The 16,285-nt window shown below is 66.6% G+C and carries 19 protein-coding genes; 11 read left to right on the forward strand and 8 right to left on the reverse strand.

All coding sequences use genetic code 11. The annotated features are described in order from the left end of the window. Positions 1-9: 9 nt before the first annotated feature. A complete protein-coding gene (gene ispH / locus VMJ11_RS24075) occupies positions 10-948 on the reverse strand; it encodes a 4-hydroxy-3-methylbut-2-enyl diphosphate reductase (RefSeq protein WP_325622544.1) in 939 nt (312 codons plus the stop codon). On the opposite strand from ispH, the gene VMJ11_RS24080 reads away from it, so the two are divergent. From VMJ11_RS24080 to VMJ11_RS24090, 3 genes are all read left to right on the forward strand, one after another. Further along, positions 844-1,068, forward strand: coding sequence for a hypothetical protein (locus tag VMJ11_RS24080; protein WP_325622550.1), 225 nt, complete (start codon positions 844-846; stop codon positions 1,066-1,068). The genes ispH and VMJ11_RS24080 overlap by 105 nt on opposite strands. Before the next feature lie 303 nt (positions 1,069-1,371). Further along, positions 1,372-2,241 (forward strand): squalene synthase HpnC, encoded by an 870-nt coding sequence (gene hpnC, locus VMJ11_RS24085; RefSeq protein WP_325622468.1) that lies wholly within the window; start codon positions 1,372-1,374, stop codon positions 2,239-2,241. Further along, positions 2,238-3,416 carry a glycosyltransferase gene (locus VMJ11_RS24090; RefSeq protein ID WP_325622470.1) on the forward strand — a complete coding sequence of 393 codons (1,179 nt, stop codon included), beginning with the start codon at positions 2,238-2,240 and terminating at the stop codon, positions 3,414-3,416. Before hpnC ends, VMJ11_RS24090 begins: the two co-directional genes overlap by 4 nt. A gap of 187 nt (positions 3,417-3,603) precedes the next feature. Here VMJ11_RS24090 and VMJ11_RS24095 read toward each other — a convergent pair whose 3' ends face one another. Continuing rightward, on the reverse strand, positions 3,604-4,272 hold the full coding sequence (locus VMJ11_RS24095) for a hypothetical protein (protein WP_325622472.1): 669 nt from the start codon (positions 4,270-4,272) through the stop codon (positions 3,604-3,606). Between the two features lie 112 nt (positions 4,273-4,384). Beyond that, the gene (hpnA, locus tag VMJ11_RS24100) at positions 4,385-5,422 is read right to left on the reverse strand and encodes a hopanoid-associated sugar epimerase (protein ID WP_325622474.1); all 1,038 of its coding nucleotides are present in this window, start codon (positions 5,420-5,422) and stop codon (positions 4,385-4,387) included. A 167-nt stretch (positions 5,423-5,589) separates the two neighbouring features. Between hpnA and VMJ11_RS24105 the strand changes: the two genes are divergently transcribed. Continuing rightward, positions 5,590-5,886 (forward strand): acylphosphatase, encoded by a 297-nt coding sequence (locus tag VMJ11_RS24105; protein WP_325622476.1) that lies wholly within the window; start codon positions 5,590-5,592, stop codon positions 5,884-5,886. Between the two features lie 99 nt (positions 5,887-5,985). Here the strand turns inward: VMJ11_RS24105 and egtD are convergent, their stop codons facing one another. Next, complete coding sequence (gene egtD / locus VMJ11_RS24110; RefSeq protein ID WP_325622478.1) at positions 5,986-6,990, reverse strand: L-histidine N(alpha)-methyltransferase; 1,005 nt, start codon at positions 6,988-6,990, stop codon at positions 5,986-5,988. Between the two features lie 452 nt (positions 6,991-7,442). Here egtD and rarD point away from each other — a divergent pair, with 452 nt between their 5' ends. Then, the gene (rarD, locus tag VMJ11_RS24115) at positions 7,443-8,336 is read left to right on the forward strand and encodes an EamA family transporter RarD (RefSeq protein WP_325622480.1); all 894 of its coding nucleotides are present in this window, start codon (positions 7,443-7,445) and stop codon (positions 8,334-8,336) included. Between the two features lie 144 nt (positions 8,337-8,480). Here rarD and VMJ11_RS24120 read toward each other — a convergent pair whose 3' ends face one another. Further along, positions 8,481-9,038, reverse strand: coding sequence for a DUF962 domain-containing protein (locus tag VMJ11_RS24120; protein WP_325622482.1), 558 nt, complete (start codon positions 9,036-9,038; stop codon positions 8,481-8,483). Between the two features lie 144 nt (positions 9,039-9,182). Here VMJ11_RS24120 and VMJ11_RS24125 point away from each other — a divergent pair, with 144 nt between their 5' ends. The 3 genes from VMJ11_RS24125 (at position 9,183) to VMJ11_RS24135 (ending at position 12,079) form a co-directional block, all read left to right on the forward strand. Beyond that, a complete protein-coding gene (locus VMJ11_RS24125; RefSeq protein WP_325622484.1) occupies positions 9,183-9,917 on the forward strand; it encodes a Crp/Fnr family transcriptional regulator in 735 nt (244 codons plus the stop codon). A 174-nt stretch (positions 9,918-10,091) separates the two neighbouring features. Then, the gene (locus VMJ11_RS24130; protein ID WP_325622486.1) at positions 10,092-10,733 is read left to right on the forward strand and encodes an HAD family hydrolase; all 642 of its coding nucleotides are present in this window, start codon (positions 10,092-10,094) and stop codon (positions 10,731-10,733) included. 104 nt (positions 10,734-10,837) lie between these two features. Continuing rightward, positions 10,838-12,079, forward strand: a complete 1,242-nt coding sequence (locus VMJ11_RS24135; protein WP_325622488.1) for a dienelactone hydrolase family protein — start codon at positions 10,838-10,840, stop codon at positions 12,077-12,079. A 33-nt stretch (positions 12,080-12,112) separates the two neighbouring features. Here VMJ11_RS24135 and VMJ11_RS24140 read toward each other — a convergent pair whose 3' ends face one another. After that, positions 12,113-12,373, reverse strand: a complete 261-nt coding sequence (locus VMJ11_RS24140; protein ID WP_325622490.1) for a hypothetical protein — start codon at positions 12,371-12,373, stop codon at positions 12,113-12,115. Between the two features lie 319 nt (positions 12,374-12,692). Between VMJ11_RS24140 and VMJ11_RS24145 the strand changes: the two genes are divergently transcribed. The 3 genes from VMJ11_RS24145 to VMJ11_RS24155 are packed head-to-tail and all read left to right on the forward strand — an operon-like array spanning position 12,693 to position 14,473. After that, on the forward strand, positions 12,693-12,896 hold the full coding sequence (locus tag VMJ11_RS24145) for a hypothetical protein (RefSeq protein ID WP_325622492.1): 204 nt from the start codon (positions 12,693-12,695) through the stop codon (positions 12,894-12,896). Between the two features lie 2 nt (positions 12,897-12,898). Beyond that, positions 12,899-13,843 carry a LysM peptidoglycan-binding domain-containing M23 family metallopeptidase gene (locus tag VMJ11_RS24150; protein WP_325622493.1) on the forward strand — a complete coding sequence of 315 codons (945 nt, stop codon included), beginning with the start codon at positions 12,899-12,901 and terminating at the stop codon, positions 13,841-13,843. Positions 13,844-13,882: 39 nt separating this feature from the next. Next, the gene (locus VMJ11_RS24155; protein ID WP_325622495.1) at positions 13,883-14,473 is read left to right on the forward strand and encodes a BPSL1445 family SYLF domain-containing lipoprotein; all 591 of its coding nucleotides are present in this window, start codon (positions 13,883-13,885) and stop codon (positions 14,471-14,473) included. Positions 14,474-14,489: 16 nt separating this feature from the next. Here VMJ11_RS24155 and VMJ11_RS24160 read toward each other — a convergent pair whose 3' ends face one another. Beyond that, positions 14,490-15,278 (reverse strand): DNA/RNA non-specific endonuclease, encoded by a 789-nt coding sequence (locus tag VMJ11_RS24160; RefSeq protein WP_325622497.1) that lies wholly within the window; start codon positions 15,276-15,278, stop codon positions 14,490-14,492. Positions 15,279-15,644: 366 nt separating this feature from the next. Beyond that, on the reverse strand, positions 15,645-16,004 hold the full coding sequence (locus tag VMJ11_RS24165) for a DUF3564 domain-containing protein (protein ID WP_325622499.1): 360 nt from the start codon (positions 16,002-16,004) through the stop codon (positions 15,645-15,647). Between the last annotated feature and the right edge of the window lie 281 nt (positions 16,005-16,285).

Here is a 16,285-nt window from a genome sequence, read left to right on the forward strand (position 1 = left end):
GTGTCCTCCTTAAACTTCGCGCGCGACGAGCGGTTGCAACAGCTTCGACGGCAGCTTGAATTCGACTTTTTCTTCACGGCCCGCCATCGTCGACACCTCGACAGGCCCTAACGCGCGCAGCGCGTCAATCACGTTCTCAACCATCTCTTCGGGCGCCGATGCGCCGGCCGTGATGCCAACCGTTTGCGCATTGGCGAACCATTCGGCCTTCACTTCCGAGCCGTCCGCGACGAGGTAGCTCTGCACGCCCGTTTCGCTGCCGATCTCGCGCAGGCGATTCGAGTTCGAGCTGTTCGTCGCGCCCACCACGAGCAGCACTTCCACCAGCTCCGACAGCTCGCGTACCGCCGCCTGGCGGTTCTGCGTCGCGTAGCAGATGTCGCGCGTGTCCGGGCCGACGATGTCGGTGAACCGCGCGAGCAGCGCGTCGATGATGCCGCGCGTGTCGTCCACCGAAAGCGTGGTTTGCGTCACGTACGCGAGCGGCTTGTCGAGCGGCAGGTCGAGCTTCGCAACATCGGCCTCGCTCTGCACGAGCAGCACGGTGCCGGGAATCTGGCCAATCGTGCCTTCCACTTCAGGGTGACCGGCATGGCCGATCAGGATCAGCGTGCGGCCCGCCGCGACATATTGGCGGCCCTGCACGTGAACCTTCGTGACGAGCGGGCAGGTGGCGTCGAGCACGTCGAGCTCGCGTTCCTCGGCAGCGCGCTCTACGGTCTTCGCCACGCCGTGCGCGCTGAAGATCGCCACGGCGCCTTCGGGCACCTCGTCAAGCTCTTCCACGAAACGCGCGCCCTTGTTGCGCAGGTTTTCGACCACATGACGGTTGTGGACGATTTCATGGCGCACGTAGACCGGCGCGCCGTGCTTCTGCAGTGCGCGATCAACGATTTCGATAGCGCGGACAACCCCCGCACAAAAGCCGCGGGGTTGGGCAAGGATCACTCGCATAAGGTGGCGAACTCCAACTACCGCATATGCGAACGAATCGGTAAAAATGACCTGATCGCCGCGGCTGTCTATTTATTAAGGATGCAAAAAATCCGCCAGAAGATGACGGAGTAAAAACCAGACGCGCATTTTAACCCCTTCGCCGGTCGTTTGCTGCGCGGCGCGCGCCAAGGTGCGGCGCGCACGCGACGGTCGTGCCCGCGCGACTGCCGGTTGGCGCGAGAAAGCCCGCGGCATGGCGCCTGGCGGAGCCCGGGCCACGAGGCGCGAAACGCGTGCGGCATGGCCAGAACGAACGTGCTCGAGGCGGGGTGCTTGACGTTGCGCGGTGCAGCATAACGCCGGAACCCTTAAAATATCGCGTTCTGCGGCCGCCGGGCTGGCGCCGGAGGATACGACCCCATTCTGGACGCCTTGATGGAACCCGACCACTACGACGATTTTCCGGTAGCGCGCGTGTTGCTGCCGAAGGCGCTGCGCGCGCCTGTCGGCGTGATCTACCACGTCGCGCGCACGCTCGACGACATCGCGGACGAAGGCGACTGGAGCCCCGAGGAGCGCCACACGCGCCTCGCCGATTTCCGCGACGGCCTCGACGCCGTGGCTGAAGGCCGCCCGGCGCCTGTGCACCCCATGCTGTTCGCGAAGCTCGCGGAGGTGGTGCGCGAATGCCGGCTGCCGCTGGCGCCGTTTTACGATCTCGTCGCGGCGTTCGATCAGGACATCGACACGACGCGCTATGCCGACCGCTTCGAGCTGCTGGACTTCTGCCGGCGCTCGGCGAATCCGGTTGGCCGCTTGATGCTGCATCTGATCGACGAGGCGACGCCTGGCAATCTCGCCGATTCCGACGCGATCTGTACCGCCTTGCAGCTCATCACCTTCTTGCAGGACGTGGGCGCCGACTGGCGGCGCGGCCGCATCTACCTGCCGCTCGCAGACCGCGAGCGCTTCGGCGTGACCGAGCCGAAGATCGCCGCGGGCATGGTGGACGACGCCTGGCGCGCGCTGATGGCGCACGAAGTGGCGCGCGCGCGTGCGCTCATGGTGAGCGGTGCGCCGCTCGCGCTGCGCGTGCCCGGGCGCTTCGGCCTTGAGCTTTGCAGCGTGGTGCATGGCGGGCTGCGCATGCTCGAGGTCATCGAGCGCAGCGGCTACGATGTTTTCCGTGCGCGCCCCGCGCTGCGCGCGCCCGACTGGGCCGTGGTGCTCGGGCGCACGGCGGCCATGTGGCTGTCGCGCCGCGTGGGCGTGAGCGCACCTTCGATCGAGAGTAACAACGCATGACGACGACCATTCTGTTTGCCCTCTCCTGCCTTTCGCTGCTGATCTGGCTCGTCTTGCTGTTCGGCCGTGGCGGCTTCTGGCGCGCGCGGCCTGCGAGCGCGCTGCCGCTCGTCGAGCCGGCGGCCGGCTGGCCGGCCGTGTGCGCCGTGGTGCCGGCGCGCAACGAGGCGGATGCGATCGGCGAGGCTATAAGCTCGCTGCTCCAGCAGGACTATGGCGGCGATTTTCACGTGATCGTGATCGACGACCACAGCACCGACGGCACCGCCGAAGCCGCGCGCGCCGCGGCGCTCGCGCTGCAGTGCCCGGAAAAGCTCAGCGTGATTGCCGCGAAGCCGCTGCCCGCGGGCTGGTCGGGCAAGGTATGGGCGCAGTCGCAGGGCATCGAGGCGGTGCGCACGCTCAAGCTGCCCGCCGACTACCTGCTGCTCACCGACGCCGACATTGGCCATCCCCCCGAAGCCGTGGCGCAACTCGTGGTGCGCGCGCAGGCGGAAGGCCGCGACCTCGTCTCGCTGATGGTGCGGCTGCGTTGCGACTCGTTCTGGGAGAAGGCGCTGATCCCGGCTTTCGTGTTCTTCTTCGCGAAGCTGTACCCATTCTCGTGGGTCAACAACCCGAAGAACCGCACGGCGGCGGCGGCCGGCGGCTGCATGCTGGTGCGCCGCCAGGCGCTCGAAGAAGCGGGTGGCATCGAGTCTATCCGTGCCGAGCTGATCGACGATTGCAGCCTTGCCGCGCGCATCAAGCACCGTGGCGAGGGGCATCATCCGATCCGGCTCGACGTCGCGGCGAAGAGCGTATCGCTGCGCCCGTACGACTCGTGGAAGGACATCTGGAACATGATCGCGCGCACGGCGTTCACGCAGCTGCACTATTCGGCTTGGCAGCTCGCGGGCACGATTCTCGGCATGACGGTCATCTATCTCGCGCCGCCCGTGGTCGCGCTCGTGCTCGGCGCGGCGGGCTGGCCCGCGTGGATCGCCTGGGCGCTGATGTGTTGCGCCTATTCGCCCATGCTCGCCTACTATCGGCGCTCGCCGCTGTGGGCGCCGTTTCTGCCGCTCGTTGCGCTGTTCTATGTGGGCGCGACGTTCGCCTCGGCGTGGCGGTTCTGGCGCGGCAAGGGCGGGCAGTGGAAGGCGCGTGTGCAGGCGCCGGTGCAGGGGCGCTGAGCGCGCCTGAGCGTGTCCGCTGGCGGTTTTGGCATTTTCTTGTATTCGCGTCGGTGTGCAAGCGTTGCCCCGCACAGGGGCAACCCAGGCAGACCGACGCGAAAACAAGAAAAGGCCAACAAGAAAACCCCAAAGCGCCACGCCCAGCGACAAAAAAACCCGCCCCGAGAAAACCTCAACCCGCCACTTACCGCTGCGTCAGCAGCATATACATCTGCACGACGATATCCGGCGAGAACGTAAACGGCACCCAGCCGTGCCCCGTGTGACGCAGCACGAGCAGGCGGTCGCCGTTGGACTGCTTCTGCACGGCCATCATCGGGTTTTTCGTCGACGCGAAACGCCAGCCGGGCGGAATGCCGGGCGGTGGCTCGGGCTGCATCGAGGCGCGCGCGTTCGAAAGCTCCTCGATCATCTGGCCGACCTGCAATGCGTTGAGCGTCACCGTCTGGCCGCCAACCGTCAGCGTGATCTCGTTCTGCGACGGGCGCGCCACGAGGAGTTCGGGCTGCGCTTGTTCAGGGCGGGCGGCCTCGACGGCGGCCGGTTCGGCGATCTCGACGGCGTTCACAGATTCAGCGGTTTCAATGGTTTCAGCAGCTTCTACCACTTCAGTGGCTTCGACTTGCGGCTGCTCTGCGGCCACCGGCGCCGCGGCGACATGTGCAACTGCTGCGATGTCGGCATCGATGGTTTGAGCTTCGACGGTTTGCACTTCGCCGGCTGCCACGGGTGACACCTGGCAGGGTTCCGCGGCTGCGCGTTCGTCGGCGAGCAAGGCTTGCGCGGCGGCGGCAGCTTTGATGAGCTGATCGACGCCAGCTTCGAGCACGCCAATCTGGTCTTGAAGATTCATGCGAGGCTTCTCAGGTAAGACCCGCGATTTTACCCATAGCGCGCCTGCACTGCCTCGCGGGCGTTGTACGCATGTTGCAACAAAAGTTGTAACAATTTGCTCGGCTTGCGCCCTATTTCGCACTCAGATAGCCGGCCTCGCGGAACCACGCGAGCGCATCTTTCAAGCCCTCGCGATACGGCCGCGCGCGATAGCCGAGTTCGCGCTCCGCCTTCGCCGACGTGAAATACATCTTGTTCTTCGACATTTTGAGCGCATCGACGGTCACGAACGGCTCGCGTTTCGTGAAGCGCGCCACGGCCTCCGCGCCCATCGCGAGCGGATACAGCGGCCAGCGCGGCAGCGCGATCGTGGGAGGCTTGCGGCCCACCATGCCGGCGATGTCGGCGAGCATCTGCTGCAGCGACAGGTTCTCGCCGCCGAGGATATAGCGCTCGCCAATACGCCCCCGCTCGAGCGCGAGGAAGTGGCCGTTGGCCACGTCGTCCACGTGCACGAGGTTCAGGCCCGTGTCGACGAAGGCGGGAATCTTGCCGGTGGCGGCCTCGACGATGATGCGACCCGTGGGCGTGGGCTTCACGTCGCGCGGGCCGATCGGCGTGGACGGATTGACGATCACGGCGGGCAGGCCCTCGTGCTCGATCATGCGTTCGACGGCGCGCTCGGAGAGCACCTTGCTGCGCTTGTACACGCCAATAGCCTGTTCGGCCGTGAGCGGCGAGGTTTCGTCGGCGCTCGCGCCCGAGCTCGTGACCTTGAGCGTCGCCACGCTGCTCGTGTAGACGACGCGCTCCACGCCCGCTTCGAGCGCGGCGCGCATGGTCGCCTCGGCGCCTTCGAGATTGGCGCGTTCGATCTCGTGCGGATCGGGCGCCCACAGGCGGTAGTCGGCGGCCACGTGGAACAGGTAGCGCACGCCGTCGAGCGCGCGGCGCATCGAGGCGGCGTCGCGCATGTCGCCGGTGACGATCTCGGCGTCGAGCGCTTCGAGGTTCTTGCGCGGGCTGGTAGCGCGCACCAGCACGCGCACGGCATAGCCCTTTTCCTGCGCGATGCGGGCGACGGCCGAGCCGACGAAGCCAGACGCGCCGGTGATCAGCACGAGATCCCGGTTGGCTCGGGACGTGTTGGCTCGGGAGGTGTCGGTCATTGCGGGTTCGCTTCCATGTTCGGGTGTCGGCGCCGCGTGCGCGGCGTGGCACGGATTGTACGCGGCGCGCAATTGTAAATGCGCGCGTGCCAACGTGCCCGCCGCGCGGCGGCGATGGCGTCTACAATGCCGACCGTGAAGGACGCAAGGCAAGAGGAGATCGAACAATGAGCGAACCGGATCTGGATACGCGTTTCGAAACGTACTACGTGCGCGTGCGCGGGACGGTGCAGGGCGTGGGTTTTCGTCATGCGACGGTGCGTCAGGCGCACGCGCTGCGCATTCGCGGTTACGTCGCGAACATGGAGGACGGTTCGGTGGAAGCCGTGATCCAGGGCACGGCAAACCAGGTGGACCGCATGCTTTCGTGGCTGCGCCATGGGCCGCCCGCGGCGCGCGTGAGTTCGGTGGAGAGCGAGGAGCGTCTCACGGAAAAGCGCTACGAACGTTTCGAGCAACACTGAAAGCAGATCGCTCAATGTAAAAAAAGCGGTGCGCCATACAAAAGGCGCACCGCTTTTTCGTTTCCGCTTCCGTTTCGGTTTTCCTTCGATCGATGCCGCTCACTTCACGGCAAGCAGGCTCTCAGCGAATCCCCATTCTTTCTCGACCCACTGGTGCGTGCACTCGAAGCCCGCATCGGCGGCGATCGCGGGAACTTCGTCGGCGTGGTACTTGTGGCTGCTCTCGGTCCAGATCGTCTCGCCCGCGCCGATGTCGACGGCCAGACGCGCCGCGCGCACCTCGGCATGTACATCGCGCCTCGCGCGCAGATGCATCTCGATGCTGCGCACGTCGGGATTGAAGCGCGCGACGTGCTCGAAGTCGCGCAGGTCGAAGTTGGCGTCGAGCTCGCGATTCACACGCGAGAGCAGGTTCAGGTTGAAGGCGGCCGTGGCGCCGATGGCGTCGTCGTAGGCGGCGATCAGCGTCGGCACGGGCTTCACGAGGTCGGTGCCGAGCAGGAGCGTGTCGCCGGGACGCAGCATCGCGCGGATGTCGCGCAAGAAGCGCGTGGCCGCGAGGCGCGCGAAGTTGCCGATCGTGCTGCCGAGAAAGAGCACGAGCAATTGCTCGCCGGCGTTGCGCTGGCGGCTCACTTCGGCGAGTCCGGCAAGATAGTCGCGCTCGTAGCCGACGATCGAAATGCGCTCGATATCGCCGAGTTCGCGCCGGCACAACTGCAGCGCGGTGCGCGAAATCTCGATCGGATAGTACGAGGTGGGACGCTTGCGGCACAGCGCCTCGAGAATGCGACGCGTCTTGCGGCCACTGCCGCTGCCGAGTTCGGCGACCTTGACGTCGGAGGGCAGCGCCTCGACGATTTCGGCCGCGTAGCGCGTGAGCAGACGCTCCTCGGCGCGCGTGACGCCGTATTCGGGGAGCACGGTGATCACTTCGAACAGGGCCGAACCGACTTCGTCATACAGATACTTCGACGGCAGTTCCTTCTGAGGCGCGCGCGTGAGGCCCGCGCGCACATCGGCGGCGAATTCGACGGCGGCGGGAGAAAGGGCGGATGAGCGGGCTGGGTCGGCAACGGCGGGGCGGGGCGCAGGAAGTGTCATGCGGGCTCCAGGATGCGTTGGACGTTGGGGACGGCGTTGTGGTCGCGGCTGCCGGCAATGGTGCGGCGCGCGCCGGGAAACGCAAGGCGCGGCCGGCGGCTCCGCTGGAATCCAACCGCTTGCGGCGGATTCCAGCCGGTTGAAGCGATAGCCGGCTGGCGCAGCGAGACTTCCGTTCTAGTCCATCGTTGCGCGATCTGCACGGACTAAATTGCGCTGCCCGCCGCGAGCCAAGGAGGTAGCACGGCGCGTGCCCGCCTTGCCCGGCGCGGGTTTGCGGCGCCTCAGGGCGCACAAACGCGACTAGAATGCGGTCTCGCCGCCGCTTTCGCCGGCTCGAGTCTTATTCAATAGCCAATTCAAATGACAATGCCATTACCCGTGTGCGCGAAATTTACGCGCCGCGCCTCGCGCCGCTCCTCCGTTTCCTCATTCCAATTGCGCGCATCGCGATGAATCAGTACGAACCCGGGCGCGGCATCGCGCTTTCCGTGGGCGCTTCGGCGCTGTTCGCGCTGATGTCGGCATACACGCTGCTGCTCGCACCGCTCGATGGCCTCGACATTTTCGCGTGGCGCGTGATCTGGACCGCCCCCGGCGCGCTGGCATTGCTGGTGCTGCGCAAGCGCGCGCCGCAGTTGCGCGTGCTCTTCGCGCGCATGCTGAGCGAGCCCCGCACTGCGCTCGCGCTGGTGGCGAGCGCCGCGCTGCTCGGCTCGCAGCTGTGGGTGTTCCTGTGGGCGCCGCTGCATGGGCGCATGCTGGAGGTTTCGCTCGGCTACTTCCTGCTGCCGCTCATCATGGTGCTGGTTGGGCGCTTCTACTATCACGAGCGCCTCGAGCCGCTGCAATGGCTCGCCGTGGCTTGCGCGGCTGTGGGCGTCGCGCATGAGCTGTGGGCCACGCACGCGTTCTCGTGGCCGACGCTGCTCGTCGCGTTCGGTTACCCGCCGTATTTCGTGCTGCGCCGCAAGATCCACGCGGATTCGCTCGTCATCTTCGCCGTGGAGATGCTACTGCTCGTGCCGGTGGCGGCCATCGAGGTGCGCGCCGGCGGCTCGCTCGCGCTGCTCGACGCACACCGGCTCCTCGCCTTCGTGCTGCTGCCCGGCCTCGGCGTGCTCAGCACGGTGGCGCTCGCGTCGTACCTGAAGGCGAGCCGGCTGCTGCCGATGGCGCTCTTCGGCATCCTCGGCTATGTCGAGCCGGTGCTGCTCGTGATCGTTTCGGTGACGCTGCTCGGCGAGCATCTCGGCATGCGCCAGCTCGCGACTTACGTGCCGATCTGGATTGCCGTCGCGCTCACGGCGGTGCACAGCGCGCGGCTCGTGCGGCTCGGACGCTGAACGCTGCTCGCGCCGCGCTTGCTGTACTCACCGCATTTACGGCCCTTGCAAAACCTGCGGCACCAACGGCACTTGCGGCACCAACGGCACTAACCGCATTCACTGAACCCGCCGCAGCCATCGCACCAACCGCACCAACCGCACTTACCGCGCCGAGTGCCTCGCTTCCTGCCGATGCGGCGGATTGATGCGTGTGGGGCCGACCTTGTCTTCGATCGCCGCGCGCAGTTCGGGGCGCCAGCCCACGCTGAACAGCGCCTCGGCCAGCACGAAGAGCGGGCCGATCACGAGACCGATGAGATCGTCGACGAAAGCCGGCTTGCGATGCTCCCACGCAATGTGCCCGACGAACTGGAAGATCCAGCCGATCACGAACAGCGCCACGCCGCCGCCCAGCCACGCGGCGGTGTTGAGTTGCGCGAGCCATGCGCCGAACGCCACGCACGCGGCGGACACGATTGCCATCATCAGGCCGAGCGGCACGTCGAGCACGAGGTAGTAGAGCGTTGCGGCGCCGAACAGCAGCCACGCGGGCGAGAGGGGAACCGGCAGCGCCAGCGCTGCGGGCACGAAGGACGGACGCGAGAGCAGCACGGCGAGCGCCACCACGATGAGCGGAATGCCGATGAAATGCGTGCCGATGTTGCGCGTGTCGCGGTGATAGGCCGCGTACTGGGTGAGTTGCTCGGTCAGGTTTCTCATGGGTGCCCCTCTGTCTTCAAAATGATTATGATCGTCGGGCACCTGAGCGCAAACCATCGGCTAGCCGACAATTGCGCCGCTTCCTGCCCGCGCGTGTCCCGCGCGGGCCGCCTCGCCGCCGGGCCGCCCGGCACCCAAGCGCCCATGACTGCACGCTCCGCCTTGCCGCTCGCCGCTGTTTCTCGACCGTCCGCCGCTGCCGCGCTCGATCGCAGCGCATGGTTTCGCAGCGCGCCCGAGCCGTTGCGCGAGGCCCTGCGCGCGGCGGGGCGCGAGCGCACGCTCGGGGCCGGCGAACGCCTCTTCATGCGCGGCGATGCCAACGACGGCCTCTACTGCGTGCTCGAAGGCGCGGTGCGCATTGGGGCCGCGAGCGTGGGCGGGCGCGAGGCGCTTCTGGCCGTGGTCGGGCCCGCGCAGTGGTTCGGCGAGATCGCGCTTTTCGACGGCGGCGTGCGCACACACGACGCCTACGCCGAGCGCGATTCCACGCTCTTTCACGTGCCGCGCGCGGCGCTCGTGGCGCTGCTCGACGCGACGCCCGCCTACTGGCACGCGTTCGGGCTGCTGCTGGCGCAAAAGCTGCGTCTTGCGTTCGATGCCATCGAGGAAACCGCGCTCCTGCCCGCCGCCGCACGCGTGGCGCGGCGCCTGCTGCTGCTTTCGCACGAATACGGTGGAGCGACGCCCGCGCAAGGCTCGCCGTGCTCGCGCCGCGTGATCAGCGTGCCGCAGGAGGATCTCGCGCTGATGCTGGCGCTCTCGCGGCAGACTGTGAACCAGATCCTGCGCCAGTTCGAGCGCGAGGGGTTGCTGGCGCTGCGCTATGGCGAGATCGAGATTGTCGATGCCATGCGGCTGGCGGCACAGGCACAGTGAGACGACTCATTCAGCATGAATGTGCATTCGCAACGATCCATATTGATCAATTGCATCAACATAGAAGCCGAGTCCCGCCGCGTTGCAGCCGCTTCCCGTTTGCGCGGACAATGACGCCGGTCCGTCGCGCCAAGCCGCGTCGCTTTCCCTTTCCACGTTTGCCCATACCGCTTCATGAACGACCGCGTCGTCGCCGCATTCGACTTTGATGGCACCATCACCACGTCCGACAGCTTTCGCGCCTTCATGCTCGACGCCGCCGGCCCCGCGCGTTTCGTCGCCGCTGCGCTGCGCTGCCTGCCCTGGCTCATCGGCATCGCGCCGGGCTGGTCGCAGCGCGGGCCGACCAAGGCGCGCTTCCTCTATGCCGCGCTCGGCCCCGTGCGGCGCGAGGCGCTCGAAGGTGCCGCGCAGCGCTTCGTCGAGCGCCGCTTGCCCGCGTTGCTGCGCCCCGAGATGCTCGCGCGCGTGGCCGAGCATCAGGCGCTCGGCCACGAAGTCGTGCTCGTGAGCGCGTCGCCGTCCATTTATCTGCGCAAGTGGGCGCAGACCATCGGCATCGGCACCGTGCTGGCCAGCGAGCTCGAATGGCGCGACGGCGTTTATACCGGCCATCTCGCGGGCCGCAATTGCTGGGGCCCGGAGAAAGTCGCGCGGCTGCGCGCGTGGTGGGGGGAGAACGCGCCCGCCACGCTCTACGCGTATGGCGACAGCCGTGGCGACCGCGAAATGGCGGAGCTTGCGCAGTACGCCTGGATACGCGGTGAGTCGACGCTGCCGCCGCTTGCGGCGGCGGGCGGCTTCGGCGTGGCGTGATGCTTCCGAGGGGCGCGGCGGCGAAGCATCGACGGTAAGCCTCGGTAACCAATCTGGACGAACCCGCAACCATCCCGCATGGGACAAGAACAGGAGACACCCCGATGAACGGACAATGGACTCAGGTGAAGTCGCACGACGGCGGCGAATTCCGTGCCTACACGGCGCTGCCGCCCGAGGGCAGCGGCCCCGGCCTCGTGCTGCTGCAGGAGATCTTCGGCGTCAACGCCTACATGCGTGCGCTGGCCGACCGTTATGCCGAGGAAGGCTATGTCGTCATGGTGCCGGACCTGTTCTGGCGTCTCGAGCCGAACGTCGATCTCGGCTACGAGGGCGACGACGCGCAGAAGGCGTTCTCGCTCTACGAGCGCTTCGACGTCGATCTGGCGATGCAGGACGTGGCGCAGACGCTCGCGGCGCTGCGCGCGCATGCGCAGCATCGCGGCAAGGTGGGGGTGGTGGGCTTCTGCCTCGGCGGCAAGCTCGCTTACCTGAGCGCGACGCGCACTGACGTCGACTGCGCGATCGGCTATTACGCCGTCGGGCTCGAGAACCATCTGGACGAAGCCTCGCGCATCCAGTGCCCGCTCATGCTGCACTTCGGCGCCGACGACGCGTATTGCGATGCGGCCACGCGCGAGCGCATCGCGCAGGCGCTCGCGGGCAAGCCGGGCATCGAGCTCTATACGTACCCGGGCTGCGACCACGCATTCGCTTCGCCGGCGCGGCCTCAGTACGACAAGCCCGCCACGATGATGGCGTATTCGCGCACGCTCGCCATGCTGCGCCGCGTGCTCGGCCCGATCTACGACTTCAACGCGCTGTGGGAGGAGCACTGCTACCACGAGTTCGTGGCACGCAATCCCGACGACGTCATGCCGACGATGGTCGCCGAACCCTACGTCAACCACATTCCGACGATGACGGGCGGCGTGGGGCACGACGAACTCAAGCGCTTCTACACGCACCACTTCGTGCACGCGAACCCCGAAGACACGCGCCTGATTCCGATCTCGCGCACGATCGGTTCGGACCGCGTGGTGGACGAGTTCATCTTCTGCTGCACGCACGACCGCGAGATCGACTGGCTGCTGCCGGGCTTGGCGCCCACGGGCAAATACTTCGAAGTGCCCATGCTCGCCGTGATCTGCTTTCGCGGCAACAAGCTCTACAACGAGCACATCTACTGGGATCAGGCCTCGGTGCTCGCGCAGATCGGCGCCATCGATCCCACGGGCCTGCCGATCGCGGGCGCGCAGAGCGCAAAGAAGCTGCTCGACGAAACGCTGCCATCGAATACGCTCATGCCGCGCGCGTGGAGCGAGAGCGAAGGCAAGCCGTTCTGAGGCTGGCGCTTCGCGCTTCGTTCTCAAGTTCGTTCAATTGAACGGATTGTCGACGACGCCGGGCTTCTGGTCCGGCTCGTCGGCGACTTTGGCGGGCAGGTGCGGGTCGGCCTGCAGTTTCTTCACGACGTCGTCCAGCGCCGCCTTCAGCGCCAATGCGGCGGCGAGCCCGCGCTTGTCGCGCGTCAGTTCGAGCGTGCCTGCGATCGTCACGCGTGTCGTGCCGTTCGTGAGCGTGAGCGCGTCGCCCTGCACGTTCAGGACATCGTCGTCGTTTGCGTATGCGTCGAACACCTTTTGATCCTCCTTCTGCGTCACGGGGGCCGTGCGGCGAAAGCCTGACGTGCCCGATGGTGCGGCCCGAATTATAGGGAGCCGCGCGTCGCGCGAGGCAATCCGCTTCATCGATTCCTGCCGGTCGATTCCTCTTTTCTGCCTCAATTTGCGATGGTTTTGTCATGCCAATGTCAGAGCCGCGCACTGGCGTGGCGCGCACGCTGACACAGGTCAAATCGCTCGCGCGAAACCGCGGCGCCCGCGGGCAAACCGACGATGATGACGCACCGGCGCCCCGCGGCGCCAATGGTCTCTAAAGGCAAGCAAGGAATCATCGATGGAAATTCTGGATAAGGTAGCCGAAATCGCAGGCGCGGTCGCTGCGGTGGAAGCGGAGAAAAGGACGCGGCGCGGCGCGGCGCTGCTGGCGGAAGGGGTGGCCGCCGTGATGGGCTGCGAGGGTGGCGGCGCGCTCGCGGCGCTTGCGCAAGATGAACTGGGCAGCGCGGGTGCGGCGGACAACGCCGGTCTGCAAGCGTGACAATGCGCGGCCTGTATCAGGGAGACGCGCGCCGCGCCACGGCTGGGCGCTTCGCAATCGGGGCGGCGCTTGCGCTCGCATTGGGCGCCTGCACGATCACGCCGTGGCATACCGCCGAAACCGGCGAAGCGGAGCCGGCAGCGCCTGCGAGCGCCACTGCCGGCGCGGCGCAGGCGCCAGCTGGCGCCGCCTCGACGTTGCCCGCGCCCGGGGCTGCGACCGACGCCCCGCCTGGCTTCTATCGCGTGAAGCCAGGCGACACGCTTTACCGGGTCGCGAAGTCGCATCGCCAACGCGCCGCCGATCTCGTGAGCTGGAACAAGCTGCCCGCCGACGGGAAGATCCAGGCGGGCCAGCTTCTGCGCGTCGCGCCGCCCGTGAAGGGGCCTGCGCCTGCCGCCGCGATCCCGCCCGCCCCGCCACAAGCCACGGCCCCAACTGCCCCAACTGCCCCAACTGCCCCAACTGCCCCAACCGCCCCAACCGTCGCTGCGCCGGGCACAAGCGCGCCATCGGCGACGAGCACCTCGAAATCTGCCGCTCCGAAAGCCGCTGCCCAGCAGCCCGCGGCTGCGCATCACGACGCCCGCTTTGTCTGGCCGATCGAAGGTAGGGTCGGCCAGCCGTTCAAGGCGAAGTCGAAGGGCGTCGTGATCGCGGGTCCGGCGGGGCAACAGGTGAAAGCGACGGCGTCGGGCCGCGTGGTCTATGCGGGAAGCGGTATGAACTCATACGGCAGGCTCGTCATCGTGAGACACGATGCGCATCTGATCACGGTCTATGGGCGCAACGGCAAGTTGCTCGTGAAGGAAGGCGAAACGGTGAAGCAGGGCCAGCCGATCGCGGTGAGCGCCACGGACAGCGCCGGCAACGCCTCGCTCGTGTTCGAAGTGCGCGAGAACGGCAAGCCTGTCGATCCACTCGCGCGATTGCCGAAGGAACAGTAGTTGCCAGCCAGCCGCAATGATCATGGAAACAGAAGCAAGATGAAAAAAAGGGATTTTCTCGCCGGCGGGTCGCTGGCCGTGGCCGGCTGGCTCGCTGCAACGGCCGGTTGCACCACCACGGGTTCCGCCACCGCCGACCCCGCCATCGAACACGCGGCCGCGCGCCGCGAGATCGAAGCGGGCGTGGACGAAGTGCTCGCGCGCCTCTATCGCACGATACCGGGCTCGCGCGAACTGGTCGCCAAGGCGCGCGGCGTGCTCGTGTTTCCGGATGTGACGGGCGTGGGCTTCGTGGTAGGCGCCGAGTATGGGCGCGGCGCGCTGCGCGTGGAGGGCAACACGCTCGGCTACTTCACGACCATGGGCGGCTCGTTCGGGGCTCAGTTCGGCGCGCAGTCGCGGGCCGTCGTCTATGCGTTTATGACGCGCACCTCGCTTGATCGCTTCAAGCGCAGCAGCGGCTGGAACGTGGGCGCGGACGCTACCGTCGCGCTCGTGAAAATGGGCGCCAACGGCAAGATCGACACCACGACGGCGATCAACCCCATCGAAGCCTTCGTGCTGACCAACGCCGGTCTCATGGCAGGTGTTTCGCTGGAGGGCTCGAAGGTTTCGCGGCTCGACATCTAGCGCGCCGGTCGCACGCTCACCAGCCCCACTTGCTCACGGCGAAGCCGTGGCCGTTGAACGACACCTTCTGTTTGGCGGCCACGTTCGCCGGAATGCCCGGAAACGCAATGCCGCTCTGCGCTTCGAGATCGCGCACCGAACGCACGTCGTAGCGATCGACGGCGGTGTTGTCCGCGACGATGGCGAACGCGAGCTGCTGCGAAGGCACATACACGACCTTGAAGATCTGTGTGGGCACGAGCACGCGCGTGGCGCCGATCGTCTGCAACTGCGCGCCGGTAAAGAGCGGGCCGGTCACGACATAGGCGTCGCCATATTTCATTGCGAGCTTGCGCACCGCGCTTTCGATGTGCGACCACAGGCGCTGGTTGTTTTCGCGGTTCTGGGGCACCACGTTCGCGAGTGAAAACGATTCCGCCATGGCCTGCGCGTTCCAGCGGTTGCCGGCGGGGCTCATATGACCGCGATCGAAACCGCTGCGCTTGTAGTCGGCGAGCGTCGCGCCTTCGCCCTCGGGCAGGCGGTCGTCCTCGAAGAAGCGGTTCGTGCGCGTCATGTCTTTTGCGGCTTCGAGGTGATCGCGCGTGAGATGCTCCGCCGACCACAGCGGGCCGTGCGTGATGCCCGAATGCAGGACGACGAAATCCGAATAGCAGAGCATGCGCGTCTTCGGCGCCATGCGCGCATTCGTGAGCGTCGGGAACTGGCCGTCGGGGACGAATTGCGAACAGTCCGGCGCGGCGTAGGCATGACTCGCGGCGGCGAGCAGCAGGGAGGAAATCAGCGAGGCAAACAGCTTCTTCATCGAAAGGACTGACTGGACTGGGGGAGGATCAGGCGGGCTGAAAGTATAGCGGGCACGATGCGGCGCGGCCATCGGCTTTCGGCCATCAGCCATCAGCCATCAGCCATCAGCCATCGGCCATCGGCCATCGGCTCTCGGTGCGGTCGGCGTGGTGGGTGCGGTGGATGGGTGCCCGGCGCGATGACGCTGCCGGAGCGCGACGGCGAAGCGAACGCAAAGAAACGCGCGCCCGTCGAAAGAGCGGGCGAAGCGCGATGTGAAGCAGATGCAATGAGCGCGGCAGCGTTGCGTTGCGGCGCGAGAAGCGAGGCGGCAAATGAGCCGCCTGCAGTCAATCGGTCAACTCAGGGCCAAGTCAGCGTCAACTCAGCCTGCAAAAATTGAATGCTCGGCGCGGACCACCTGGCGGTCCACGGCCTGGAGGCGCCATTGGCCCTCCATATGCGCGTGCGATGATTCGCACGCCCACGTCGCGTCGCCGTGTGCGGAACTGATTTCCTGACGGCGGTTCACATGCAGGCCACGCAGCGTGCACAGCGGCTTGTTCTCGAGCGGCGCGCAAAGCGACGTGACACCATTCACGTCGCGCATTTCACCCCATTCTGGCAGGTCGATCCCTTCGTGAGACTCGCGGGACCAGCGTTGCTGGTCGGTGTCGAGCCAGAGCACTGCATAGTCATGATTGACGGTAGGATCGGAACCGTTGATCAGGATCGTAAGTCGCATGGCATCTCCGCAAAAATTTTTGGGCGCGTCGGCAATTAATCAGTCTAGGACGTGTGCGCACACGCGCAAGCGGATCTGCAGGACAAATCGACGCGCGCCGATGTGTGCGTGCCCTGACCCCGCTTGTGACCTGCTTGTGGCCTCGCAGACATGGCCACTATCGACGGGATTGAAAATCACAATTGGGAACACCAGGGCCGCAGCCTAGATTAATAGTGCGGCGGAGTCGCCCACCCATGCTGCACTGCACGTAGGCGAATTGCGTCGCGTCCCCACCAATC

The organism is Paraburkholderia sp. (assembly GCF_035501035.1).
In the GTDB taxonomy this organism is placed as follows: Bacteria; Pseudomonadota; Gammaproteobacteria; order Burkholderiales; family Burkholderiaceae; genus Paraburkholderia.

Excerpts from the sequence above, each read along its gene's own strand:
- VMJ11_RS24150 (WP_325622493.1), top strand. The coding sequence starts at position 12,899 with ATGCGCGGCCTGTATCAGGGAGACGCGCGCCGCGCCACGGCTGGGCGC.
- VMJ11_RS24145 (WP_325622492.1), top strand. The coding sequence starts at position 12,693 with ATGGAAATTCTGGATAAGGTAGCCGAAATCGCAGGCGCGGTCGCTGCG.
- VMJ11_RS24095 (WP_325622472.1), bottom strand. The coding sequence starts at position 4,272 with ATGAATCTTCAAGACCAGATTGGCGTGCTCGAAGCTGGCGTCGATCAG.
- VMJ11_RS24105 (WP_325622476.1), top strand. The coding sequence starts at position 5,590 with ATGAGCGAACCGGATCTGGATACGCGTTTCGAAACGTACTACGTGCGC.
- VMJ11_RS24155 (WP_325622495.1), top strand. The coding sequence starts at position 13,883 with ATGAAAAAAAGGGATTTTCTCGCCGGCGGGTCGCTGGCCGTGGCCGGC.
- VMJ11_RS24165 (WP_325622499.1), bottom strand. The coding sequence starts at position 16,004 with ATGCGACTTACGATCCTGATCAACGGTTCCGATCCTACCGTCAATCAT.
- VMJ11_RS24090 (WP_325622470.1), top strand. The coding sequence starts at position 2,238 with ATGACGACGACCATTCTGTTTGCCCTCTCCTGCCTTTCGCTGCTGATC.
- hpnC (WP_325622468.1), top strand. The coding sequence starts at position 1,372 with ATGGAACCCGACCACTACGACGATTTTCCGGTAGCGCGCGTGTTGCTG.
- VMJ11_RS24135 (WP_325622488.1), top strand. The coding sequence starts at position 10,838 with ATGAACGGACAATGGACTCAGGTGAAGTCGCACGACGGCGGCGAATTC.
- VMJ11_RS24130 (WP_325622486.1), top strand. The coding sequence starts at position 10,092 with ATGAACGACCGCGTCGTCGCCGCATTCGACTTTGATGGCACCATCACC.
- hpnA (WP_325622474.1), bottom strand. The coding sequence starts at position 5,422 with ATGACCGACACCTCCCGAGCCAACACGTCCCGAGCCAACCGGGATCTC.
- VMJ11_RS24125 (WP_325622484.1), top strand. The coding sequence starts at position 9,183 with ATGACTGCACGCTCCGCCTTGCCGCTCGCCGCTGTTTCTCGACCGTCC.
- egtD (WP_325622478.1), bottom strand. The coding sequence starts at position 6,990 with ATGACACTTCCTGCGCCCCGCCCCGCCGTTGCCGACCCAGCCCGCTCA.
- VMJ11_RS24120 (WP_325622482.1), bottom strand. The coding sequence starts at position 9,038 with ATGAGAAACCTGACCGAGCAACTCACCCAGTACGCGGCCTATCACCGC.
- rarD (WP_325622480.1), top strand. The coding sequence starts at position 7,443 with ATGAATCAGTACGAACCCGGGCGCGGCATCGCGCTTTCCGTGGGCGCT.
- VMJ11_RS24160 (WP_325622497.1), bottom strand. The coding sequence starts at position 15,278 with ATGAAGAAGCTGTTTGCCTCGCTGATTTCCTCCCTGCTGCTCGCCGCC.
- VMJ11_RS24080 (WP_325622550.1), top strand. The coding sequence starts at position 844 with ATGGCGCACGTAGACCGGCGCGCCGTGCTTCTGCAGTGCGCGATCAAC.